The organism is Halomonas litopenaei (genome assembly GCF_017303055.1).
Lineage (GTDB): Bacteria > Pseudomonadota > Gammaproteobacteria > Pseudomonadales > Halomonadaceae > Halomonas > Halomonas litopenaei_A.
Window position 1 is genome coordinate 246687 of the sequence record NZ_JAEKJT010000006.1, and the last position, 24948, is coordinate 271634.

Sequence of the window (24948 nt, forward strand, 5' to 3'; positions counted from 1 at the left end):
CTGTTCCATGAATCTGCGCCACAAGGCCAACAGGATCCGCCTGTTTTCCTTCTCGACTCCGCAAATGCGAGCCTTCCACTTTTCCTGGTTCGCGTTCCACCTCTGCTTTTTCGGCTGGTTTGGTATCGCCCCGCTGATGGCGGTGGTCAGAGACGACCTCGGCCTGACCAAGACCCAGATAGGCAATACGATCATTGCCTCGGTCGCCATCACGGTCATTGTCCGGCTGGCCATTGGCGTTCTGTGTGATCGCATTGGCCCTAGGCTGGCCTACACCTGGCTGCTATGCCTTGGCGCCCTGCCAGTGATGAGCATTGGTTTCGCCGACAGCTTTGAATCCTTTCTGCTGGCACGACTGGCCATTGGCGCCATCGGCGCCTCCTTTGTCATCACCCAGTACCACACGTCGGTGATGTTCGCTCCCAACGTGGTCGGCACCGCCAATGCCACCTCTGCCGGATGGGGCAACCTGGGGGGCGGCACCACCCAGATCCTGATGCCGCTGATCTTCTCTGGGCTGTTGATGCTGGGGGTCAGCGAGACCCTGGGCTGGCGATTGGCCATGGTCGTTCCCGGGGTAGTGATGTTTATCGCTGGACTCTGCTACTACCGCTTTACCCAGGATGCCCCCGACGGCAATTTCAAGGAGCTGCGTGCCCGCGGTGAACTGGAGGAAGCGTCGGGAGAAGGCAGCATGGCCAGCACCTTCGGCGCCGCCGCTCGAGACATTCGCGTATGGGCACTGTTCGTCGTCTACGCGGCCTGCTTCGGCGTGGAGCTGACCATCAACAACATCGCCGCCATCTACTTCTTCGATAACTTCGACCTGACGCTGGCCACCGCCGGCATGATCGCCGGTCTGTTCGGCTTGATGAACCTGTTCGCACGTACCATGGGCGGTATCTTCTCGGATCTGTTTGCGCGTAACGCTGGCCTCAAGGGCCGCGTTCGCTGGCTTTTCATCGCGCTGCTGTGCGAGGGTGTGGCGCTGATGTTCTTCTCCCAGATGCACGTGCTGGCACTGGCCATCGGCATGATGCTGGTGTTCAGCCTGTTCGTGCAGATGGCCGAGGGTGCCACCTTCGGCGTGGTGCCTTTCATCAATCGGCGTGCTCTTGGCGCAGTGGCGGGGATCGTCGGTGCCGGTGGTAATGCGGGCGCCGTGGCCGCGGGATTCCTGTTTCGCTCCGAGACGATCAGCTATCAGCAGGGCCTGTTTTACCTGGGCGCCGCAGTGATCCTGGCCGCCCTGTGCGCCCTGCTGGTCAGGTTCAGCCCTGAAGTGGAGGCCGAGGAAGCGGCAGCCTACGAGGACGCTGCCCAGGGCGAGCGTGGTAGCGCATTGTCGTTACGCTGAGTCGTCCCGGCCCGCCTGCCTGGAGGCGCGGCCAACGTCACTGCATGACCGCCCGGCCTTGCGCCGGGCTTTTACTGTGTCTCCTGGTCCTTACGCTTGCCCTTGAAAGACGTCCCCTGTGCCCAGAGGTTTGCAACATGCGCCGGAGCCACGCATGCTGAAACGAGCACCGACGCGATTGGAGCCGAGCCACCAGGAGGATGCGATGCGAGAAGGAGTGTTGCTGATCACCGGAGCGTCCAGCGGCATCGGCGCTGCCACCGCACGAGCGGCATCGAGGGAAGGCTACCATCTGGTCCTTGCAGCCCGCTCCCAGGAAAGCCTGACGGCCCTTGCTCAGGAGCTGGGCCCCGAAAATGTATTGACCGTTGGCATGGACGTGACCGATCCCGAGGCCCAGAAGATGATGGTCGAGGAAGCGCTTGAGCGCTTTGGCCGCATCGATGCGGTGTTTGCCAACGCGGGCCGAGGTGGCTCACCTGGCGGCTTCAGCTCGGCAGACCCGGAAACGTGGAAGGCCATGCTGATGACCAACGTGTACGGGCTTGGGCTGACCATACAGTCTTGCCTCCCTGCCCTGCGGCGCAGCCGGGGCCACCTGCTCCTTACCGGCTCTGCGGCAGGCAGAACCACACTTCCTGGCTCCATGTACGGGGCGACCAAGTGGGCCGTTTCAGGCATCGGTTACAACCTGCGCGAGGAGCTTCGCGGCAGCGGTATACGCGTGACGCTGATAGAACCCGGCATGGTCGACACCCCATTTTTCGACGAACCGCCGGAGTACGCGCTGGAAGACCGCGATGTGGCCAACGCCGTGATGTACGCGATCTCCCAGCCGCGCCACGTGGACGTCAACGAGATTCTCGTGCGTCCCACCCCACCTTTGCAGGACGACATCACGGACGCTGATTGACGGTCCCTGCATCCCCCTTTTACTTCCCTGACCTGAGGTACTTTCATGACCATTGCCATCGGCGATCGCCTGCCAGATGTGACGCTCTACACCAACGGCGCCAAGGGGCCGGAAGCCATCTCTACCCGCGACGTGTTTGACGGACGCAAGGTGGTTCTGTTCGCCGTTCCTGGGGCCTTCACGCCCGGGTGCTCCAACACCCATATGCCTGGCTTCGTGGTCAATGCCGACAAGCTGCTGGAGAAGGTGGACGCCGTTGCCTGCCTGTCGGTGAACGACGCCTTCGTCATGGGCGCCTGGCAGCAGGATCAAAATGCCCAGGCGCTGACGATGCTTGCCGACGGCAATGCGGACTTCACCCGAGCCATCGGCATGGACAAGGACGCCAGCGGCGCCGGAATGGGCGTGCGCAGCCTGCGCTACGCCATGATCGCCGACGACGGCGTGGTGCAATATCTGGGCGTGGATACCGAGCGCGGCGTGATTGAGGCGTCGAGCGCGGAGACGGTGCTGGCCTCACTCTAGGACACCGCGACACCAGCGCGACGGGCGCTTGCAGGCCAGCTCTCATGGCCGGTAGGCGTCCGCATTCCGACGTCGGTCCAGACGTGCCCCACCACGCGCTTCTGCTAGGCTTGAGGCATCCCGCCTGCAGGAGCACGCGACATGAATACCGCATCAACGCCATCCCACCGCGTCAGTGGCAGCTGCCTGTGCGGTGCCGTGACTCTCTCGCTGCCACTGGCCTCCTACCAGGTGGCCGCCTGCCACTGCCGGATGTGCAGAGTCTGGGGCGGCGGTCCGTTGTTCGCCGTGGAGCCAGCCGGCCCCATCGAGCTGGAGGGAGAAGACGCCATCACCATCTTTGCCTCCTCGGAGTGGGCCGAGCGCGCCTTCTGTCGGCATTGCGGCACCCACCTCTTCTACCGTTTGAAAGACGGTCAGCACTACGAAATTCCGGCAGGGCTGATCGATCAGGGACAGGACTGGCACTTCGACCACCAGATCTTCATCGACCAGAAGCCAGCCTGGTACCACTTTGGCAACCAGACTCAGGACATGACCGGCCAGGAGGTATTTGACGCCTTCGGCGGCGATGACTGAAGGACACCCCCACCGCGGGGTCCCTTCACGCAAACGGCCAGCAGGGTGCTGGCCGTTGTTGCCGGTCAAACGCCATCCACCCACAGTGCCGTTACAACATCCACTCCACCGGCAAGATCGAGATCAGCGACACTGCCGCACGCCGCAACACCCCGACATTCGGCTCGCCCTCGTAACGCACCACCCCTTCCGGGGTGCGCTCGAGCCAGTACATGCTGCCGTCCTCGTCCAGCTTCACTTCATAGGCGTTGTCCAGCACGTCAGTGTTGAACACGCGCTCCATCTCCTGCGCGAGCTCGGGACTCTCGATGATAAAGCCCAGCTCGGTGTTGAGCCTGGCGGATCGCGGATCGAAATTGAAGGAACCGACGAAAAGACGATTCCCATCTACCGCGAAGGTCTTGGCGTGCAGGCTAGCGCCGGAGCTGCCAAAGGGGCCTGCCGCGTCGCTGCGCCCTGGCGCATCGGGAGCACGCTTCAGCTCAAACAAGCTGACGCCGGCTTCCAGCAGTTCACGACGACGCTTGGCGTATCCCGCGTGCACTGCTGCCACATCAGTGGCCTCCAGCGCATTGGTCAGGATGGTGACCTCTACCCCACGGGCTTCAAGGTCGGCGAACATCTGAGTGCCTTTCTCTACCGGCACGAAATAAGGTGACACCAGGTGCACGGTGTCGCGAGGTGGCCCGAGCAACCCGCGAATGCGCCCTGTCAGCAGGTCCTCGTCATCTGCCAGCCCAAGCCCTTTGGCCGGGTCATCGCTGACCATCAAGGCATTGGCCCACACAAGCTCAAGGCTGCCCTCCCGAATCGACGACATGAACTGGCTGTCATCCAGCAGCTCCCGGTACTCCTTGGAATCGTCTGAGCCCATGGCGACGGCCAGCGACTGCTCGAGCTGCGCCAGCCCTTCACGCCCCACCGAATCGATGACACGACTCGCCGGATAGGATGACTGGCTGGCCCAGTAGCGATCGAAGTCAGCAGACACCTGCTCTACCACCGGGCCAATAGCGACCACATCGAGATCGGCGAACATCACGTTGTCACCCGCGCCAAAATACTCGTCACCGATATTGCGCCCACCGATGATTGTGGCCTGGTTGTCTACGGTCAGCGACTTGTTGTGCATGCGGCGGTTGGCCCGTGAAAAGTCGGTCACGTAGCCAACCAGGCGTGGCGAGCGCACCACAAAGGGATTGAACAGCCGCACTTCGATGCTGGGGTGGGCGTCCAGAGCCGCCAGCTTGTCGTCCAGGCCCGCCGTATTGGTGTCATCCAGCAGTAGTCGGACACGCACACCGCGATTCGCCGCATCCAGCAATGCCTGATACAGCATGGAGCCGGTGATGTCGTCGTGCCAGATGTAGTACTGCACGTCCAGCGTCCGCTCCGCCGACTCCGCCAGCAACAGGCGAGCGGCGAAGGCGTCGTGCGCATTGCGCAACGGATGGATGCCACTCTTGCCGGGATGAGCGTCAACATACGGGGACACCATTTCCCCTAGTGCCGTATGTCGTGCGTCATCAGTGGGCAGATAGCGTGTCTCGCTTCGCCCCTCCAATGGCGGAAGGCCACTGCACGCCGTCAATGTGATGGCCGAAGCCAAGATCAGACCTGCCCTGAACGAGTGAAGCCACGCGCGCATGATGGAATCCGTGTGTCCTGTGTTGATCGGCACAGAATAGCGAAAGTCCTAAAAGAACGCCTCTATATCCCTCTCTCTAGCTCCAATCCACACCTACATCATTGAAAGTTACTTAAGGTCTTAGGACAAACTTAACAAATTCACACATTTGAGAAACCAAAGATAAAGAAAATACCAAAAATTGACTTAGCTCAACACTAATTTACCTGTAGTTAATATTCTTTGACATGTACGACTTCTGAACGCACTGATCCCTCTCTAACGAGGTACATCATGCGCTCCTTCCCTCTCAGGAGATCTCTCATGTCTACCCGCCTGTCGCTCGTCGCTCCCATCAGCCTGGCCGCCCTGCTGGTCACGGGGCTCAACGCCCAGGCAGCCGATGGCACCATTACCTTCAATGGCGAAATCGTCGCTGCCAATTGCACCATTCCTACCGCCGATACCTCGGTCACCCTGCCAAAGATTTCTACCGGAGCCTTTGGCGCCGCCGGCACACGGGCGGGCCAGAAGGCGTTTCAACTGGCGCTGACCTGCACGGCAGGCACGACCGGCGCACAAAAAGTCTCCGTACGCTTTACCGGAGATGACAGCCAGGTTGATCCCACCACCGGCCTGTTCCTGCTGGATGCCACCAGCACGGCCAAGAACGTGGGGATTGCCGTCTATGACGCCAACGATGCCTGGGTCAAAGCCGCCAACAATGACAGCACGCCACCTGTCGATATCGTCGCAGGCACAGGCACGACAGTCATTCCGCTCACCGCCTGGTACCAATCCACGGCTGCTGCCGTTACCGCAGGCACGGTGAAGGCCACTGGTGCTATCGAGATCATCTATCAATGAACGCCATGGGCGTGTTGAGGTCCTGGCGATCTGCACCAAGCGGTCTACTCTGCCTGGCCGTACTTTGCCTGGTGGCACTGTCGACCGCTACGCAGGCCCTGGCCAGCGTCTCCATCAACGGTACCCGCGTGGTCTACAGCGAAGACCTGCACGAGCAGACCATTCGCCTGGACAACAAGGACAGCGTGCCGGTGCTGGTCCAGGCATGGACGGACGAGGTGGCTGGGTCGCGCCCCGCCAGGGACGCCGATTCGCCCTTCCTGGTCACCCCCTCCGTCTTTCGCCTCGATCCTGGCCAAAGCCAGACACTGCGCATTCTGCGCATTCGTCCGGTGACCCAGACCCAGGAGGAATCGCTCTACTGGCTCAATATCAAGGAAGTTCCGCCAATGTCCGAGCAACCCAGCAATCTGCTGCAGCTCGGCATCCTGACGCGCCTGAAGCTGTTCTATCGTCCCGCCGACCTGGAGGTCAGTGCGACAGCAGCGATTGCAGGACTCCAGTGGCGGATCCTGAAACGTGACGGCCAGACCTTGCTGGAATGCACCAATCCCAGCGACGTGCACGTCTCTCTGCTATCGGCATCCTGGCAACAGGATCCAGCGACGACGGATATATCGCTGGACATGATCGCCCCTCACAGCCAGGCCAGCTGGCCAATGACCGCTGCTGACGCTCACCACACATCGCTGTGGTACCAGGCTGTCAATGACTATGGCGCCGTGGTGATTCGTCAGGCGGAGCTCGAATAACACTGATCAGGCGTGTGTTCCATGACAACACGACTCCTGCCGCCTTGGTCACATCTGATTCAGCGGATGCCCATCAAGGCAGCACACTGCCGCGGTCCTCACCGGCAACGGCGGGCACGACCTCTTACCTGCGTGGCACTGGGATTGTGGGTCTTGCCCTGCCTCGCCTTCGCCGACCAGGTGCAGTTCAACCCGGTATTTCTGGAAGATGCCAGCCTGGACATCAGCCGCTTTTCCCAGGCCAACTATATGGTACCGGGAGACTACTCGGTTGAGCTGAGCGTTAACCAGCAATCGCTGGGTCGCCACCTGTTGCGCATAGAGGAAAGTCAAGACGGGCAACAACCGCTTAGCCTGCCTTTGTCGAGCTGGCAACAAGTCCCGCTGAATAGAGAGATTGGCCGAGCCCTCGAGCAGCGCTGCCTATCGAAGCCATTGGATGATTGCTACATCGACGCCGCCTCCGTCGCGTCTGGCATCACCCTGACGCTGGATCGCGGCTCCCTCAGCGCTCGACTCAGCGTGCCCCAGGCCTTGATCCAGCAACGACCTCGGGGCCAGGTAGATGCAGAGCACTGGGCCGTCGGCGAGGCCGCTGTGTTGACCAACTACCATTTCAACAGCTATCGATCCAGCATTGATGGGGAGCACTTCGACAGTACCTTTCTGGGCGCCTCGATTGCTGCCAATCTGGGGCTATGGCAGTACCGCAGCGACTTCAATGCCACCCGGGATGACCAGGGCCATGTCGACTGGGACAGTCTGCACCACTATGTGCAGCGTCCGCTGGCCGACCAGCAACGCCTGCTGCGTCTTGGCGAGGTCAACACCCGGGGCGAGCTATTCGATTCTGTCCCGGTACTGGGCGTCACCCTGACCAGTGAGCCCCGTATGCTGCCCGATAGCCAGCGCGGTTACGCGCCTGTGGTCACAGGAACAGCGCGCACTCAGGCCAAGGTCACCATCACTCAACAAGGCAAGCGCCTGCTCGAAACCAGCGTTCCCCCTGGTCCTTTCGTCATCGACGACCTCTACCCGACCGGGTACGGAGGCGACCTCGACGTTCAAGTGACCGAGGCAGACGGCAGCATAGAGCGCTACAGCGTGCCCTACGCAGCACTGCCGGGACTGCTGCGGCCCGGACACTCCAGGCTCTATCTGGCCGCAGGGCAGCTCAATAGCGACGGTATCGATGATGCTCCACTGCTGGCAGAGGTTGGCTATCGACGTGGGTTGAACAATGCCCTGACCGGTTACACCGGACTGCAAGCCAGCGAGGACTACTGGTCGCCGCTGATTGGCGCGGCCTTCAATACCCGCTTCGGCGCCGTGGGGGTCGATGCCCAGTACTCGGATGCCCGCCTGCGCGATGAGGATCGCCATGGCTGGAGCCTGCAGGCCTCCTACAGTCGGCACCTGATCACCAGCGATACCGATATCAACCTGGCTGCCTATCGCTACTCCAGCTCCGGCTACCTGTCCTTGAGCGACGCCGCCTATCTGAAAGACGCCCCGACCACCTACGGACATGACCAGTACGACGAGCGCGTTTACCACAGCGACGCCAGCCAGCGAAACCGACTGCAGTTCAATATCAGCCAGCCACTGGGTGAGCGCTCCCGCCTGTCATTTACGGGGTCCGTGGCGGACTACTGGCATCGAGACGGATCGGAGTCGACCTATCAACTCGGCCTGACACGCACCTTTGGCAGGGTAAGCGTCAATTTGAGCCTATCGCGCACCGAAAACGGCGATCGCGACAGCGAGAACAGGGCACTGGTCTCCGTTTCTCTGCCGCTATCCAACAACGCCTTTGCCCCTCGCATGACGGTGTCGTCCAGCCATGATTCGGCTAACAACGATACTCACCACCTGAATGTATCCGGCAATCTGGGCGCCGAGAGATCCGTGGCCTACGGAATACACGCTAGCCAGTCCACGGGGAACGGCTACGATCAGCGCTCCTACGGCGCCAACCTGTCCACCAACACGTCGGTGGGACAATACACCTTGTCGGGCTCCCACAGTGATGACTACGAACAGATGTCGTTTGGGGCCAACGGCGCAGTACTGATGCACCGCCATGGCATCACCTTTGGCCAAAGCACCGGCGACACCGTGGGCCTGGTGCGAGCCGAGGGCGGAGCCGGAGCACGGGTGACCAACGCCGCCAATCTTACGCTGGATAGCGACGGAGAGGCCTTGGTGCCGTTCCTGTCGCCCTATCGCATCAACGACGTTCAACTCGACCCTCGCGGTGCTTCTACCGCGGTGGAGTTTCAGCGTACCAACGTTCGTGTTGCCCCCTATGCGGGCGCCATGGTGCCTATCGAGTTTGCCACCCAGTCCGGGCAGCCGGTGGTCGTGGTATTGCAGCAGCAAGGGCGTGGCGTACCACTCGGTTCCCAGGTCAGTACGGCAGGCGGGCGAGCTCTTGGACAAGTCGGCGCTGGCGGCATGCTGCTGGTACGCGACCTTGCTCCGCTAAGCGTGCTGGCGGTCGAGCTTGGCCAGGGCCAGCGCTGCTGGGCCAAGCCCGACTGGGCGATGCCTGCGAAGGGCAGCGCGGACATCCCTATCGTCGAAGTGGAGTGTATGCCCCACCCACCCAACCCGACTCAGGAACTCGTGAGATGATGGCACCTCAACACCGCTACCTGCCTTTCTGCCGTCGCTGGCTTCCAGGACTCTGCCTGCTGCTGGCTCTCTCGTCCGCCCTCTTTTCACCCGGGGCAAGCGCGCACTGCTTCGAAATCATCCCTCCATGGGACAACCGGCCCCTGCCGATCGACTTCGGGTCGGAGATCGTGGTGGACAGCACGACGGCCATTGGCACCCCCATCGGGGTGGGCATACTGCCCGCGTCTCAACTGTATGCCATCAACGGCGGCTGGGTCGCTCGCTGTCTGTACGCACCAGATACCGTGAAGTATTGGCTGTTGTGGCAGCACTACTCCGCGACGACGGGGTACTGGCCGATTCCTGGCATCACCTCGGATGCAGCAGATGAAGGCATGTACGTCATGACCGATAGCGGCACCGGCAATCCCTACGGCGGGGGCGGAAGCGGCAGCGTCGGTTACACCACAGAGTTGATGGTGGAAGGCAAGGCACTGCCCTTCAAGTGGACCAACACCAATCCAGCCTTCAACCTGTTTCCCTTCGACGAGCCCGTGCATGGCATTCCCTGCACAGACGCCAAGGCCGGCACTGGGCTCGCAGCGGGATATCCCCCGATGACCAGCGTGTGTCCAGACGCCGAGTTTGCGGTCAACTGGCGTCAAATGCCGCCGTTCTACGTCAAGGTCACCCTCTACAAGCTGGCGGGCGACCCTGGCGTCAATGGTGTCACCCTCACCCATGCGGCCTGGGAGGGATACAGTCTGCTTTCCCTGATGAATGACCTCAGCACCCCGCCTGCCCACAATGCTGACCTGTTCAGTCTCACTGGCCTGACCTTCGCCCAACCCCTCAAGGTGCGCATGAATCCCTGCCACGGATTCAGCAATGTGACTGTCTCGCTCGGCAAGGTCGGTACCAACCGCTTCACTGAACTCGGGCAGCCCCCGCAAAACGTGCCTGACACACCAGTACACGTCTCAGCCTGGTGCCACACTGACAGTGATATCGAATGGGCGGTGCTGGGCGACATTCATGAGTACGATCCGAGCGGAGATGCGGGCATTCTCGCTTTGGACAGCGGTGCACAGAATGCCAAGGGCGTCGGTATACAACTGCTGCACAGCGGCAGCCTTGCGCCTCTGCCGATCACGCCGGAGGGCAGTGCCTACAGCGCCTACCGCTGGATCGACACCAACCTGAAGGCGGTCAGCGGTGAGGTTCTGATGCTCGATTTTCTGGCACGCTATGTGAAAACCGGTGACGTCGAGCCAGGTACCGCCAACGGCCACGCCACGGTCGTCCTGGCACCAAAGTGATGCCGACATCTCATCCCACATGGCTCTCACGCAGAAACGACCTGGCGCAGCTGACAGTAAGCAGCGCCATCCCCCAGGATTGTGCAAAGAGGACGGCGTCCGGCGGCGGCTACAGGTGATCCGAGATGGCGGACTCAGTGATAGCAGGCTCTGCCACCAGCGCCTCTTTCAGCTTGGCCCGGCTGACCACACTGCCGACGATGATCAGACACGGAGACGGCAGCGGGCTGGCTGCCAGACGGCTGTCGATATCCGCCAACGTACCCACCACTGACGCCATCTCGGGCAGGCTGGCGTTGGCCACCAGCATCACCGGCCAGTCTCGTGGGAGCCCTGCTGTGATGAGGCCTCGACAGATCGCAGTGAGCTTGTTCAGGCCCATGTAGAACACCAGCGTCTCATCCTGGCGCGCCAGTGATCTCCAGTCCGGCTCGCCGCCCTCGCGACACTGCTGGGCGGTCACCAGACGAAGACTCTGGGCATGGCCCCGCTCAGTCAGGGGAATTCCCATGGCGGCAGCGGCACTGGCCGCCGCCGAGATGCCAGGGACAATATCCCAGGGCACCCCTGCTGCCTCCAGCGCATCCAGCTCCTCTCCCAGACGCCCGAAGATACCGGGGTCGCCTCCTTTCAATCGCACTACACGCTTGCCCTGGCGCGCGAGCATGACCAGCATCTGCCCGATGCTGGCCTGGTCGAGGCTATGATGCCCGCGGGCCTTGCCGACATAGTGCCGCTCCACTCCGGCCGGAATCATCGCCAGAACGCCAGGCCCCACCAGCCGGTCGTAGACGACGGCATCAGCGTGCTTGAGTCGCTCCAGCGCCAGCAGCGTCAGTAACTCGCCGGCTCCACTGCCCGCCCCCACCAGCGACACCTGCCCCTGACGTGGGCCAGTGGCCGCTATGGGCACGGACCTGTCGAGGCGATCGGCGCCACGCTGACAGAGCGTCGCCAGCCGCGCCAACAGCAGCGACAGCGCTCGTGCCGGTGTATCGAACATCGCAGATTGACCGCTGCGCCGAAGCCTGCGACGGCTTCCACCGAGGCGCTGCAACAACGGCACGGCTAGCCCTATCCATCGCGGCCAGACAGGGCTGTTGCGCCACGTACCAGCGGTGGACGCCTTGACGCTCGATGCCCCTGGGGACGGGTTCTCAGCATGCAGATACTGGCTGCGGGGGCTTGATGGCGCCACGGCTCTTCTCCTCTTCTACAAGGCTCTTCAATTCCGGCAGACAACTGCCACACTGGGTGCCACACGCCAACCTCGCCCCCAACGCCTCCACCGAGTCGTCTCCGGCACGTATCGCGCGTTGAATCGGGGTGCGGCCAACCTGGTGACAGCTGCACACAATAGGTCCCTGATCGGCGGCACCATCATCGCAACCCGCCAGCACGCGGCGACGATCCTGCTGGGCCATCACCTCGCCCTTCGCTGCTTCCATCAGGCGCTGCGACAACCAGCCCAACCCGGGCAGCTCGGTCATCGGTCCCACCATCAGCCACCAGCACAACCGCCCCTGATCGAACCCGGCCAGGCGCCAGCGGCAGCCTGACGGATCCTGCAGCACCGGGCCCACCTCACCGGGAAGGTGCTGGCGGGCCCAGGCCAGCCAGTCGCGGCTGGCACTCTGCAGTCCCCCCGCCAACTGCCAGCGCTCGCCAGCCGCCATCGGTACTCGCGTCCAGTACTCGGTGCCCTTGACCAGGCTGGCCATCGCGTCTCGTGGTGAATCGCCCATGTTGCGCAAGGCATCGTCACCGAGCACCAGGGTGGCTTCCCAGCTATGCACTAGAGGAGAAACCATCACCGCACCATGCTTGGTTTCCGGCTGCCCGGAGAGCGGATCGGTAACCCCGCCGAACAGTGCGCCAGCCTGCGGCGAGTGGCTGAAGCGCCGGGTCCAGTGAATCGGCACGAACACCTCACCGCGGCGTTGGCCAGGGGCGACCCGCACACGAGCCCGCATTTCTCCAGTGGGTGAACGGATCGACGCCAGTGCCTGATCGACCAGGCCCAGTGCTGCAGCGTCGTCACGATGCACCTCGACGAAGGGCTCGGCACGATGGTTCATCAGCCGGCTGGCTCGGGCGGTGCGGGTCATGGTGTGCCACTGATCACGCACTCGGCCGCTGTTCAAGCGCAGCGGGAACTGCTGGCTGGTGGTCTGATGTGGCGCCTTGGCATAGACCGGCCAGAGCCGCGCTCGGCCGGTCTCGGTGAAGAAGCGACCATCCTCGAACAGCCGCGGTGTGCCCCGCGGAGCGGAGCGGGTGACCGGCCATTGGATGGGTGCCAAGGCGTCGTACTGCTGCCGGGTAAGTCCCGCCAGGCCCGAGATATCGAAAGCGCGCTGACCGTCGTTGTCGAGACCTGACAGTCGCGCATGTTCGTCAAATATCTCGGCCGGATGGGTGTAGGCGAAGGCCTCCCCCAGACCCAGGCGGGCGGCCACCTGACACAGGATCCACCAGTCATGGCGTGCCTCTCCGGGCGGCGGAAGAAGACCACGCTGGCGTGAAATGCGCCGCTCGGAGTTGGTCACGGTGCCGTCCTTCTCCGACCAGCCGCTGGCCGGAAGAACGATGTCCGCCAGCGCCACCAGCTCCGTATCCTCCATGCACTCGGACACGATCACCAGCGGACAGCGGGCGATGGCGGCGCGAACACGATCACTATTGGGAAGGCTGACCAGAGGATTGGTGGCGATAATCCATAGCGCTTGAATCTCTCCCCGCTCCAGCGCCTCGAACAGCTCGATCGCCTTGTAGCCTGGACCTTCGGGCAGCGTGGCGGTCACCGTCTGAGTCGACCAGAAGCGTGCCACCCTCTCCCTCGCGCCCGGCGCGTGGTAATCCATGTGTGCCGCCAACTGGTTGGCCAGGCCACCGACCTCACGCCCGCCCATGGCGTTGGGCTGCCCAGTGATCGAGAACGGTCCCGCCCCGGGCAGCCCAATCTTGCCGCCGGCCAGGTGACAGTTGAGGATGGCCTGGCACTTGTCGGTACCGCTGGTCGACTGGTTGACCCCCTGGGAGTAGAGGGTCACCACATGCAGCTGAGTGGCAAACCAGTAGTAGAAGGTTTCCAGGCGCTCAGGGTCCAGGTCGCACGCCGCCGCGACCGCATCGATATCGGGAGCATCGACCAAGGCCGCTTCCAGCGCCTCGTCACTGCCGTCCGTATGACGCTGCAGGTACACCCTGTCCAGTCGCTGATGGCGCGCCATCCACGCCAGCAGCCCGTTGAACAACGCCGCATCCGAGCCTGGGCGAAGCCCCAGGTAAAGATCGGCGATCTCGCAGCTGTCAGTGACGCGTGGGTCGATGACCACCACCCTCAACAGGGGATTACGCGACTTGGCCAGCCTCAGCCGCTGGTAGAGCACCGGGTGGTTCCAGGCCAGGTTGGACCCCACCAGCACGACCAGCTCCGCCTCCTCGAGATCCTCGTAATTGCAGGGCACCGCATCGGCACCAAAGGTCCGCTTGTAGGAGGCGACAGCAGAGGCCATGCACAGACGCGAGTTGGTATCCAGGTGCGGGGTACCGATGAACCCCTTGAACAACTTGTTGGCGACGTAATAGTCCTCGGTCAACAGCTGTCCCGACAGATAGCCAGCGATGGCACCCGGCCCCGCGGCTTCGCATATCTTGAGCAGGCGCTCGGCGAGCGTATCCAACGCCTGCTCCCAACGGGTCTCGTGACCATCGACCCGCGGCATCGTCAGGCGGCCGTGATGGCCCAATGTCTCTGCCAGCGCGGTTCCCTTGACGCACAGACGCCCGAAGTTGGCGGGGTGAGAGGTATCGCCTTCGACCACGGCGCTCCCCCCCTTTGCACTCAGCGCGACACCGCAGCCAACACCGCAGTAGGGACAGGTGGTCAGCGTGCCTGCCTGTTTGCCGTCGCCATGGTCGAGGATTGGCTGGGCTGGCACGCCGTCATGATCTGTCTGGGTCATCCCCTTCTCCTGTGAGCCATCACGCAAAACGCCCACTCAGCGCCTGACATGGCCAGGAGCTGAATGGGCGTCTTTGCCGAGGAAACCCCACATTGGATTTCCGTTGCGCGCAGACCTGTCGCTGTCCGATGTCTGCGCTTTCCACTACAGAAGCAAACCTCGTGCCATCTTGGCAGGAACCCCCTTCCAGGTTGCCGGCAGCCAGGGCAGGTGCGCCCAGTGACACCGGCTTTCCGCTCCGCCCGAGGGCGACCGCCTGGCTGTTGCGTGAACGCTCACGCTCTGGGCACGCCACGGCATTGCCTGCGGCTGAACGAGGCGGCCATGCACCACGACGTTCACCGCGAAGCGTTGTTTCGCACCCATCCGGTGCAATTCGTGCCCCTTGCCTGCTTGCCCATCCCTTCCCCCCCCGCTGCACCGTAGCCGTGCATCGCTATCACTCTGATTAAAAAAGATAGTTAGCCAGGTGGAACACATATTGCCGCCAGCGAAGCCTAGACGGCGTCCTGAGCTGTCAGCTGACACCAGAGGCAAGTTGCCACTACCCAGTACCTCCAACCACACCGTTACCTTTACCAAGCGCCCGACAAGAGCCATGCCTTCTATGCCGATGCCTGAACCTGACACCTTGAGTGTGCTGCTCGTCGACGATGAGATCGTGCGCGCGGCCATGGTCGAAGAGGCCCTGGCCAACGATGGCCATCGGGTCGTCTGCCGGCTATCGAGTCCGGCAAGCCTGAATGACATGGTGCGCCAGCATCAGCCCGATGTGGTCATTATCGACATGGAATCCCCCGACCGGGACACCCTGGAGAGCATGGCCCTGCTGCAACGGGAAAATCCCAGGCCGGTAGTCTTCTTTGCCGATCAGCATGATCCGCAATCCCTCAAGGCAGCGGTCAAGGCGGGGGTCAGCGCCTACGTCGTCGATGGCCTGGCCGCCAACCGGGTCAAGGCCGTGATCGAGGTTGCCATCGCCCGCTTCGAGGCCTTTCAGGGCATGCGCAGAGACCTCGACAAGGCTCGCAATCAGCTGGCCGACCGCAAGCGCATCGAACAGGCCAAGGGCCTGTTGATGAAGCACCAGAGCTGCGATGAAGAACAGGCCTACCGGATGCTGCGCAAGCTGGCCATGGACCGCGGCCAGCGCATCGCCCAGGTCGCCCAGAACGTCATCGATATTCTCAAACCACTGGAGCAGGGATCATGAGCATAGGGAAGGCCACTCAGGCATCGACCAGCGCACCAGAGCTCGCAGGATTGACCCTTGGCTTCGTCCCGCTGCTGGACGCGGCACTGCTGATCATCGCCAGGGAAGGCGGCTTTTTCAGCGCGCAGGGCCTCGATGTCAGCCTGTCACGAGAGAACGCCTGGTCGACACTGCGCGACAAGGTCGCTGCCGGACTCCTCGATGGAGCCCACATGCTGGCGCCCATGCCCCTGGCCATGAGCCTGGGTCTGTCACGGGCGCCCTGCGAAACGCTGGCCGCGATGGTACTGGGCCGCCAGGGCAATACCCTGGTGCTGTCCCAGCGGCTGGCCAATGCGCTGGATGTGCGCAGCGACCTGCCCCGCCCGCAAGGCTCCGCCTTGGCCCTGCGCGACTGCCTGACCCGGGGTCTGGCCAAGCCTCGGCTGGCCATGGTCTACCCCTACTCCTGCCAGCACCTGTTGCTCCGTGAATGGCTCTCCCTCGGCGCTATCGACAGCGACAGCGAGGTGGAGCTGGTCGCGCTGCCGCCTCCCCGAATGGTGGACGCCTTGCGCGAGGGCGAAATCGATGGGTTCTGTGTGGGCGAGCCCTGGGGAAGCCAGGCCGAATTTCGACAGGTCGGCAAGGTCATCGCCAGCGGCGCGGACATGATGCCGGGCCATCCCGAGAAGGTGCTGGGCGTCACCGCGTCCTGGGCGCGTCGCTACCCCCACACGCTGGCCGCCCTCATCCGTGCGCTGCGGGCCGCCGCCAGTTGGCTGGACAGCGCGGCAGGCGCCCGCCGCCAGGCGCTGGAATGGCTGGCACTGCCCCCCTACCTGGATGAGGCGGTCGCTCATCTCGACGAACTGCCCGTGGGCTGCGCTCCCGGCTATCCTCTGCTGAGTGAAGGCCTGCGCCCTCACCCCAGCGACTTTTACGGCATGGCCGAGCGGCTCCAACCGCTACTGATGGCCAGAGGGCGGGAACTGGACGACGTCACGCTGGAGACCTGCTACAGCAGCGTGCATCACGACGAGGCGTTGCACCAACCAAGTGCCATCACCCCGTAGTACTCTCCGTCGTGGTGTTGCACCACGCACCCTCATCTTTTAGCAAGACGTTGTAAAAAAAGAAGAACCGCGTATCCCGGCACGAAACTTGGATACTCACTGACATGACACCGGCCCTGGCCGGCCGCGATCAACGGCGATCGCATCGACTCAGACAAAGACGTCTCTTCACCCCCCAATGCTGGGGGAGTGAGAGACGTCTTTGGCGTTTTTGGAGCCTTTACCATGTCCAGCGAGACGCAAGCGGATACCGCACACCCGAGCACCGTATCACCTTCGACTGAGGCAAGCCCCACGACAGGTCACCTCGTGATCATCGGCAACGGCATGGCCGCGCATCGGCTGGTATCACGCCTCAAGGGACGTTCCGGGGCACCGAGCCATATCACCCTCATCGGCGCCGAGCCCCACCCCGCCTACAACCGCATACTGCTGTCCAGCTGGCTTGCCGGAGACATCGAGCGCGAAAGCATGGCCCTGTCGCTTGATGACCACCCTTTTCCGATCGTCGGCCAGCGCCTTGGCACCCGGGTGGTAAACATCGACCGTCGACGCCAGCGCGTCGAGTGCGATGATGGTGAAGTACTGTGCTATGACCAGCTGGTGCTGGCCACGGGCTCGCGCAGTGCCATGCCCGAGATTCCCGGCATCGACCTTGAAGGCGTGCATGGCTTCCGTGACCTGGACGATGCTGCCCGGCTGGCGGCCATCGCTGAAGCCGGCGGCACCGCCGTGGTCGTGGGCGGCGGTCTGCTTGGCCTTGAGGCAGCGGCAGGGCTTGCCGGGCGAGGCATGCAGGTTAGCGTTGTGCAGCGCTCATCGCGGGTCATGAACCGCCAGCTGGACGCTGTCGCCGCCAGCATGCTGGCCACCGAACTCGGTCAGCGCGGCATCACGCTGCACACTGAGGCTCGTCTCGACGCCATCATCGGCGATCACGGGGGCAAGGTCAGTGGCGTGCGCCTCAGCGGACAGCCAACGGCACTGGAGGCCGATTGCGTCGTGATTGCGGCAGGCATTACGCCAAACATCGACCTCGGCCAAGCGGCGGGCCTTCACTGCGATCGGGCCATCCATGTGGATGACGGCCTGGCCACATCCGATCCACGCATTTCGGCGGTGGGTGAATGCTGCCAGTTCGGTGACAGCACCTACGGCCTGGTAGAGCCCATCTGGCGCCAGGTCGAGATACTCGCCGCCCGTCTCAGCGGCGAGGCCGCAAATGCCTACAGCGACAAGCCCTGCGCCACCAAGCTGAAGGTGTCGGGCGTCGACCTGTATGCCTTCGGTCCTACCGAGCCAGACAGCGACCACGAAGTGCTGAGCTATCACGATACCGGCGAATATCGTCGCCTGCTGCTGCGCGATGGAAAGCTCGAGGGCGCCGTACTGTACGGCGACACGCGCATGGGTCCATGGCTATTTTCACTGGCCGAACAAGGTACGTGTCTGGACCGCGTGCGTCATTCCCTGCTGCTCGGCCAGGCCGACACCGACGCTCTGCTCAGCGCCCACGCAGCGCCTCACTCCGACTCTTCACACCACCAGGATGCCGCCTGATGACCACACGTTCAGACTCCGCCACCCGTGACACCCGCCCCACCCTGATCGTGGTGGGCAACGGCATGGTCGGCCATCACCTCATCGAACAGCTGGTCGAACGCGGCCAGCACCATCACTACCGCATCACGGTATTCGGCGAAGAACGCCACCTCGCCTATGACCGTGTCCACCTATCCGACTACTTCACCGGTCAAGACGCCGACTCGCTGGCCTTGTCGACCGCGGACTACTACCACGAACACGGCATCGAGCTGCGCCTCGACGAAGCCATCACCGCTATCGATCGCGACTCTCGGCAGGTCCGCACCCCGCAGGGTACACACGCCTATGACCGGCTCGTGCTGGCAACGGGCTCGACCCCTTTCGTGCCGCCCATTGCGGGCAATGACCGGGATGGCTGTCTGGTCTATCGCACCCTGGATGACCTGGATGCGATACGCCATGCCGCCAGCACCGCGACCACTGGCGTGGTGGTCGGAGGGGGCTTGCTCGGGCTGGAAGCGGCCAACGCTCTGCGTGGACTCGACCTGGATACGGCGGTGGTGGAATTCGCCCCCCGCCTGATGCCCATGCAGGTCGATGATCAGGGCGGCGAGCTGTTGCGAGAAAAGATCGAGGGTCTCGGGGTTCAGGTGCTGACCGAACGCGCCACCCGCGAGATCGTGCCTGGCGAGGCCAGCCGCCTGCGCATGGTGTTCCAGGATGACAAGGTGCTGGAGACCGACCTGATCGTGTTCTCCGCGGGCATTCGTCCCCGGGATGAACTGGCCCGGGAGTGTGGACTTGAGATCGGCGAGCGGGGCGGAGTGGTCATCGACGATCACTGCGTCACCAGCGATGCAGCGATTCTCGCAGTGGGTGAGGTGGCCCTGTACCACAACAGCATCTTCGGCCTGGTCGCTCCGGGCTATCAGATGGCCAAGGCGGCTGCAGACACCTTGAGCGGCGGCGAACTGACCTTCACTGGCGCCGACATGAGCACCAAGCTGAAGCTGATGGGCGTCGATGTGGGCGCCATCGGCGACGCCCATGGCAACCGTCACCCCAGCGCCAAGCAGTACCGCTATTTTGACCAGCTGCAGCAGATCTATCGCAAGCTGGTCGTGTCCGCCGATGGCAAGCGCTTGCTGGGGGCCATGCTGGTCGGTGACAACGGCCCCTATGACACCCTGATGCAGTACTACGCCAACGGCCTTGACCTGCCCGTGGACCCGGCCGCACTTATCCTGCCATCCAACGAGGCTGCGCCGGCACTGGGGCCGGATGCATTGCCCCAGGAGGCGACCATCTGCTCCTGCCACAACGTCACCAAGGGAGCGATCAGCGCAGCCGTGGATGCGGGGTGCGAGGACCTGTCAGCGGTCAAGGATGCCACCAAGGCCAGCACCGGCTGCGGAGGATGCGCTGCCCTGCTGAAAAGCGTCTTTGATCATGAGCTGTCAGCTCGCGGCATGGACGTCGATACCTCGCTGTGCGAGCACTTTGCCCACACCCGCCAGCAGCTCTTCGACATCGTCCGGGTGGAAGGCATCAAGACCTTCAGTGAGTTGATGTCACGGCATGGTACGCCGCGCCCGGATGGATCGCCGGGTCTGGGGTGCGACATCTGCAAGCCGGCGGTAGCCTCGATCCTGGCCTCCTGTTTCAACGAGCCGATTACCGACGCAGCACACATCCCCCTGCAGGATACCAATGATACCTTCATGGCCAACATGCAGAAGAACGGTACCTTCTCCGTGGTCCCGCGGATTGCCGGGGGCGAGATCACTCCCGACAAGCTGATTGTGCTGGGGCAGGTGGGCAAGACATACGGTCTCTACACCAAGATCACCGGCGGTCAGCGCATCGACCTGTTCGGGGCTCGCCTGGAGGACCTTCCCGCCATCTGGAGCGAGCTGATCGCGGCCGGTTTCGAGACCGGACACGCCTACGGCAAGTCGCTGCGTACCGTGAAATCCTGCGTCGGCAGCACCTGGTGTCGCTATGGGGTTCAGGACAGCGTCGGCATGGCACTGCGGCTTGAGCACCGCTACAAGGGCCTGCGCTCCCCGCACAAGCTCAAGTTCGCGGTGTCGGGCTGCACACGGGAATGCGCCGAAGCACAGAGCAAGGATATCGGCGTCATCGCCACCGAGCACGGCTGGAACCTGTATGTCTGCGGCAATGGCGGCATGCGTCCACGCCACGCAGAGCTGTTCGCCACTGACCTGGACGACCAGACCTTGATCCAGACCATCGACCGCTTGTTGATGTTCTACGTGCGGACCGCCGATCGACTGCAGCGCACCTCGGTATGGCGGGAGCAGCTGGAAGGCGGGCTCGATTATCTCAAGGCGGTGATCCTGGACGACAGCCTCGGCCTCGGTGCAGAGCTGGAGCGCCAGATGCAACAGGTCATCGACAGCTATCAGTGCGAATGGGCTGGCGCCCTCTCCGACCCGGACAAGCTCAAGCGCTTTCGCAGCTATGTCAACGATCACCGCGCCGACCCCGACATCATCGTCACCCAGGAGCGCGGTCAGCTGCGCCCGGCATGATCCACCCCGCCATCCAGGATACCGAGGACCCACCATGACGCTTTCTTGTCCAAACGCTTCGCTCTCTCCCTCCGCGCACGGGGCTCACTGGACCGTGCTGTGCCAACGCAGCGATCTGGTGGCGTACTCCGGCGTTGCTGCCTGGTGCGATAGCAGTGACGGCGCCCACCAGGTCGCCCTGTTCTATTTGCCGGGCCAACCCACGGAGCTCTTTGCCATCGACCACCACGACCCGGTCGCCCAAGCCAATGTGATCGCTCGCGGTCTGCTGGGCGACCATCAGGGGGAGCCGATGGTGGCCTCCCCGCTTTACAAGCAGCACTACCGACTGGCCGACGGCCAGTGCCTGGAAGATCCCGGTATCCAACTGCGTACCTGGTCGGTGGCCTTCGACCAGGACAGGGTCATGATCGCCACCTGAGTCGTCAGCCTCTGGGCTGGCCAGACTGCCTGGCGGGCTCCGGCAAGGATCGTCGGGGCCGCCGCCAGCAAACCGTCATCAAGCGTTGAACTGTTCGCCCTTGCAGCATTTCTGTCATCGTCCATGCTTAGGTCGAAGGCACCAGTTGAGAACATCACGGTCAAAAGGATGAGCAGGACCGTCTTTGCCGCCCTTCTCAACGACCTTACAGCGACGCCGTCAGCGAGCGGCTGTCGCCCCAGCCACCACAGGAGGACCCCCACGCGAGCAAGCCGACACCTCGGCCTCTGTCACATCTCTGACACGTTGCGCTGAGAGTGTCGACATCGAGGCGTCATGTTGACGCCCAAGGTGATCATCAGGAGAGCTGCGCCGATGGTACGCATCGACAAGAAGGCCACCCGACTGTACGTGCTGGACACCAACGTACTGATCCACGACCCCAGCGCCCTCTACCAGTTCGAAGAGCACGAAGTGGTTATCCCCATGACCGTGCTCGAGGAGCTCGACAAGCACAAGAACGGCATCCGAGAAATTGCTCGCACCGCCCGGCAAGTCAGCCGGACCCTCTCTGACCTCACCGCCAATGTCGATATCGACCAGATTCGCCAGGGCATCCCGATTACCCGCGTCAGCGGCCCGGAAGGCCGACTCCGGCTGCTGTGCTACTCCGACCTGACCCTGCCTGACAACCTGGAGGACAGTCCTGACAACCGGCTGCTGGGAGAAACCTGCCGGCTGCGTCAGGAGCGACCCGATGCATCGGTCGTTCTCGTCACCAAGGACATCAACCTGCGGGTGAAGGCTGCCGCCCTGGGCGTGCCCGTCGAGGACTACCTGACCGACCGTGCCTTTGACGACTCCGACGCCATGACCGATGGCGTGTCTGTCTACCCGGATGCCGGTCATGACCTGTGGGACGCCATGGCTCTGGACGTCAAGGTGGAGCGTGAACAGGACAAGGTGATCTATCGCCTGAGCGGAGAGATCCCCGCCCACTGGCACCTTGGCATGTTGGTCTCCGACGCTGACAGCGAAGCCAGCTTCGAAGCCATCGTGCGCGAACTGGCCCCGCACCAGGCCACCCTGGAGCTATTGACCAACTACCGTCACGGCGCCAGCGTCTGGGGCGTCCATGCCCACGACAGCCGTCAGAACTTTACCCTTAACCTGTTGATGGACGATGCCATCGATCTGGTCACGGTGGCCGGCAGCGCGGGCACCGGCAAGACCTTCATGACCCTGGCGGCAGCCTTTCAACAGACCCTGGACAGCAAACGCTTCGAGCGCGTGGTGTTTACCCGAGCCCCCATTTCCATGAGCGAGGACATCGGCTTTTTGCCAGGGACAGAAGAGGAGAAGATGTCACCCTGGATGGGCGCCTTCCACGACAACATGGACAACCTGCTGAGAGACGAGCACGACGGCAGTTCAACCTGGAACCAGGATGCCACGCGCCAGCTGCTGGCGTCTCGGGTGCAGATTCGTGCGCCGGGCTTTATGCGCGGTCGTACGCTCAACGACACCTTCCTGATCATCGACGAGGCGCAGAACTTCACCCCAAAACAGCTCAAGAGCTTGATCACCCGTGCCGGGCGCAACACCAAGATCGTCTGCCTGGGTAACGTCGGTCAGATCGACACTCCCTACCTGACCGCCAACACCTGCGGCATGGCTGCCGTCGTTCAGAACTTCAAGAACTGGCCCCACGCTGGACACGTGACCTTGAAGAGCGTGGAACGCTCCCGCCTGGCCCTCGCCGGCGAGGAGCTGCTGTAGTGCTCTGTCGTGCTCTGTCGAACACTGTCGTGCGACAGTGACCCGCCCCTAGCGGCACCCTGAACCACCAGCGCCCCCGCCTGCAAAGGCGGGGGCGCTGTCTACATGCTGAACGGCAGCGAAGCGGCGACCCGCCCCACGCCCGGCTTACTTGTCGCGGTTCATCGCCTTCTCGATCAAGGCTTCCTCTTCACTCTTGGGCGTCTTCTCGATCATTTCCGCCGCTTCAGAGTACAGGCACACGTAGCTCTGGCAGGAGGCACAGTGCACCTTCTCATCAGGGTTCTTGGTAGCGGGCACGCGCATGTTATGACTGCCACAGTTAGGACAGGCCTTCGGGATTCGCAGATCTTCGCTCAACGCCATCTTCAACTCCTTGTGAATGCTGGAATACTCACGGGCCTGCTGCGACCCACCGTTGACTTCATCGAAACGTTGCAGGAGGCCACTGAGACGATTGCGCCCAGCTCGCTTCGCCTCGTAGAGCGCTGCGTCCACTCGGCGCATCGCCATGTCGAGACTTTCTTCCTTGCCGACACTGATGGCCCCCATGCTCACTGTTACCTTGAGGGCACGATGGTCCACCTTCAAGGTGGTGGTCTCAACGTTACGCCGCAGACGCTCAAGAATATCCCAGGCATCCTCGGCCACTACATCGGCCAGCAGCACCACGAATTCTTCACCGCCAATCCGCGCCAGCACGTCATAGGGGCGCAGGCTCAGGCGACAGGTATCAGCAAATGCCTTGAGCACCATATCCCCCGCGGAGTGGCCAAAGGCGTCATTGAGTGCCTTGAAATGATCCAGGTCGAGCATGGCCAGCACGGCGGGCTCCTGGCGTCGCCGAAGCCGGGCCAAGGCCCCCGCACCCGCTTCAAAGAACGCCCTGCGGTTCATCACCCCGGTCAGCACGTCGGTACTCACCAGCTTGGCAATGCGCCTTTCCGCTTGCTTGCGTTTGGTGACATCCAGCAGCAGCCCATCCCAGACCACCGCACCATCCTCGAACCGCTGTGGAGTGCCTCTTGCCTCGAACCAGCGCTCGCTTTCGCCACTGTCATCGCCCTGCCGCGCAAGCCTCACATCCAGATGCCACGGCGTCAGGCTGACCAGCGACTGGGCCAGTACCAACGTCAGCTGCTCCCGCGTTTCCTCGGCCAGGCGCGACAGCACCACCTCGGCGTCTTCCAGCGCCTGGGCCCGTGACAGGCCGGTCTGCGCCTCGAAACCGGGTCCTAGATAACCGAACGATAGCTGGCCTGCCGGCGATTGATGCAGGCGAAAGACGACCCCCGGAAGCCGTGCGACGCTGCTCTCGATGGATTCACTCAGGCGTTCTGCCGAGGCGGCCTGGCGCTGCAGCAAGGTGATATCCTGGGACATCAACAGCCAGCAGGCTGGCTCCCGGCGAACGGGATGCAAGGTGCTACTGAGGTGACGCAGTTGCGGCCCCTTGCTGCAGATAACGACTCCCTGCCAGCCCGCTCCGCTGGCGCGGCAGTGGTCCAGGGCCGTTTCCAGTATTTTCGCAGCCTCGGGACAAAACACCTGGGACAGCGATTGCCCGACCAGCGCCTCCAGCGGCAGGCCCAATTGCTGGCACTGGCTGCTATTAGCCCAGACGACCAGACCATCAGCGCCTAGGCTTAGCGCCATCGACGGAGCCTGCCCCAGCAAGGCGTCGAGCTCAGTGCTGAAAGCCGCGCCCGTTGGCGGCTCAAGCACTCCGGCGGACCATCGACGTCGGAAGAATGCCAGCAATGACATACCCATGTTCCCATAGTCAATTTCTTAAAATTTTGTAAGAAAAAGCTTAGAAGAACCGTCCTACCTGTGCTGGATGAAAAATCTCAT

The 24948-nt window shown here is 62.9% G+C and carries 18 protein-coding genes; 14 read left to right on the top strand and 4 right to left on the bottom strand.

Annotated elements, in window-relative coordinates:
• The first annotated feature begins 7 nt into the window (after positions 1–7).
• The 4 genes from JF545_RS13685 (at position 8) to JF545_RS13700 (ending at position 3374) form a co-directional block, all read left to right on the top strand.
• Positions 8–1357 carry an MFS transporter gene (locus tag JF545_RS13685; protein ID WP_206942933.1) on the top strand — a complete coding sequence of 450 codons (1350 nt, stop codon included), beginning with the start codon at positions 8–10 and terminating at the stop codon, positions 1355–1357.
• 205 nt (positions 1358–1562) lie between these two features.
• Positions 1563–2270 carry an SDR family oxidoreductase gene (locus tag JF545_RS13690; protein WP_206942935.1) on the top strand — a complete coding sequence of 236 codons (708 nt, stop codon included), beginning with the start codon at positions 1563–1565 and terminating at the stop codon, positions 2268–2270.
• Between the two features lie 45 nt (positions 2271–2315).
• On the top strand, positions 2316–2795 hold the full coding sequence (locus tag JF545_RS13695; protein ID WP_206942937.1) for a peroxiredoxin: 480 nt from the start codon (positions 2316–2318) through the stop codon (positions 2793–2795).
• 141 nt (positions 2796–2936) lie between these two features.
• On the top strand, positions 2937–3374 hold the full coding sequence (locus JF545_RS13700) for a GFA family protein (RefSeq protein ID WP_206942939.1): 438 nt from the start codon (positions 2937–2939) through the stop codon (positions 3372–3374).
• A 91-nt stretch (positions 3375–3465) separates the two neighbouring features.
• On the opposite strand, the gene JF545_RS13705 is transcribed toward JF545_RS13700, so the two are convergent.
• Entirely contained in the window at positions 3466–4872 is a 1407-nt protein-coding gene (locus tag JF545_RS13705; protein ID WP_224908199.1) for a phospholipase D family protein, read from the bottom strand.
• 453 nt (positions 4873–5325) lie between these two features.
• On the opposite strand from JF545_RS13705, the gene JF545_RS13710 reads away from it, so the two are divergent.
• The 4 genes from JF545_RS13710 to JF545_RS13725 are packed head-to-tail and all read left to right on the top strand — an operon-like array spanning position 5326 to position 10558.
• Complete coding sequence (locus JF545_RS13710; RefSeq protein WP_206942944.1) at positions 5326–5868, top strand: fimbrial protein; 543 nt, start codon at positions 5326–5328, stop codon at positions 5866–5868.
• Positions 5865–6620, top strand: coding sequence for a fimbrial biogenesis chaperone (locus tag JF545_RS13715; RefSeq protein ID WP_206942946.1), 756 nt, complete (start codon positions 5865–5867; stop codon positions 6618–6620). The genes JF545_RS13710 and JF545_RS13715 overlap by 4 nt, the downstream gene beginning before the upstream one ends.
• A 21-nt stretch (positions 6621–6641) precedes the next feature.
• Positions 6642–9257: a fimbria/pilus outer membrane usher protein gene (locus tag JF545_RS13720; RefSeq protein ID WP_206942947.1), complete on the top strand. Its 2616-nt coding sequence runs from the start codon at positions 6642–6644 to the stop codon at positions 9255–9257.
• A complete protein-coding gene (locus JF545_RS13725) occupies positions 9254–10558 on the top strand; it encodes a fimbrial protein (RefSeq protein ID WP_206942958.1) in 1305 nt (434 codons plus the stop codon). Before JF545_RS13720 ends, JF545_RS13725 begins: the two co-directional genes overlap by 4 nt.
• A 109-nt stretch (positions 10559–10667) precedes the next feature.
• Here the strand turns inward: JF545_RS13725 and cobA are convergent, their stop codons facing one another.
• On the bottom strand, positions 10668–11561 hold the full coding sequence (cobA, locus tag JF545_RS13730) for a uroporphyrinogen-III C-methyltransferase (protein WP_206942960.1): 894 nt from the start codon (positions 11559–11561) through the stop codon (positions 10668–10670).
• 154 nt (positions 11562–11715) lie between these two features.
• Positions 11716–14526: a nitrate reductase gene (locus JF545_RS13735; RefSeq protein WP_206942962.1), complete on the bottom strand. Its 2811-nt coding sequence runs from the start codon at positions 14524–14526 to the stop codon at positions 11716–11718.
• A gap of 607 nt (positions 14527–15133) precedes the next feature.
• Here JF545_RS13735 and JF545_RS13740 point away from each other — a divergent pair.
• From JF545_RS13740 to JF545_RS13765, 6 genes are all read left to right on the top strand, one after another.
• The gene (locus tag JF545_RS13740) at positions 15134–15739 is read left to right on the top strand and encodes an ANTAR domain-containing response regulator (RefSeq protein ID WP_315900247.1); all 606 of its coding nucleotides are present in this window, start codon (positions 15134–15136) and stop codon (positions 15737–15739) included.
• Positions 15736–16794, top strand: a complete 1059-nt coding sequence (locus tag JF545_RS13745; protein ID WP_206942964.1) for a CmpA/NrtA family ABC transporter substrate-binding protein — start codon at positions 15736–15738, stop codon at positions 16792–16794. Before JF545_RS13740 ends, JF545_RS13745 begins: the two co-directional genes overlap by 4 nt.
• Positions 16795–17019: 225 nt before the next feature.
• Positions 17020–18354, top strand: coding sequence for an NAD(P)/FAD-dependent oxidoreductase (locus JF545_RS13750; protein WP_206942966.1), 1335 nt, complete (start codon positions 17020–17022; stop codon positions 18352–18354).
• Positions 18354–20894 (top strand): nitrite reductase large subunit NirB, encoded by a 2541-nt coding sequence (gene nirB, locus JF545_RS13755; RefSeq protein WP_206942968.1) that lies wholly within the window; start codon positions 18354–18356, stop codon positions 20892–20894. The genes JF545_RS13750 and nirB overlap by 1 nt, the downstream gene beginning before the upstream one ends.
• A 34-nt stretch (positions 20895–20928) precedes the next feature.
• The gene (gene nirD / locus JF545_RS13760; RefSeq protein WP_206942970.1) at positions 20929–21315 is read left to right on the top strand and encodes a nitrite reductase small subunit NirD; all 387 of its coding nucleotides are present in this window, start codon (positions 20929–20931) and stop codon (positions 21313–21315) included.
• Between the two features lie 375 nt (positions 21316–21690).
• Positions 21691–23094 (top strand): PhoH family protein, encoded by a 1404-nt coding sequence (locus JF545_RS13765; RefSeq protein ID WP_206943184.1) that lies wholly within the window; start codon positions 21691–21693, stop codon positions 23092–23094.
• 147 nt (positions 23095–23241) lie between these two features.
• Here the strand turns inward: JF545_RS13765 and JF545_RS13770 are convergent, their stop codons facing one another.
• On the bottom strand, positions 23242–24861 hold the full coding sequence (locus JF545_RS13770) for a sensor domain-containing diguanylate cyclase (protein ID WP_206942981.1): 1620 nt from the start codon (positions 24859–24861) through the stop codon (positions 23242–23244).
• Between the last annotated feature and the right edge of the window lie 87 nt (positions 24862–24948).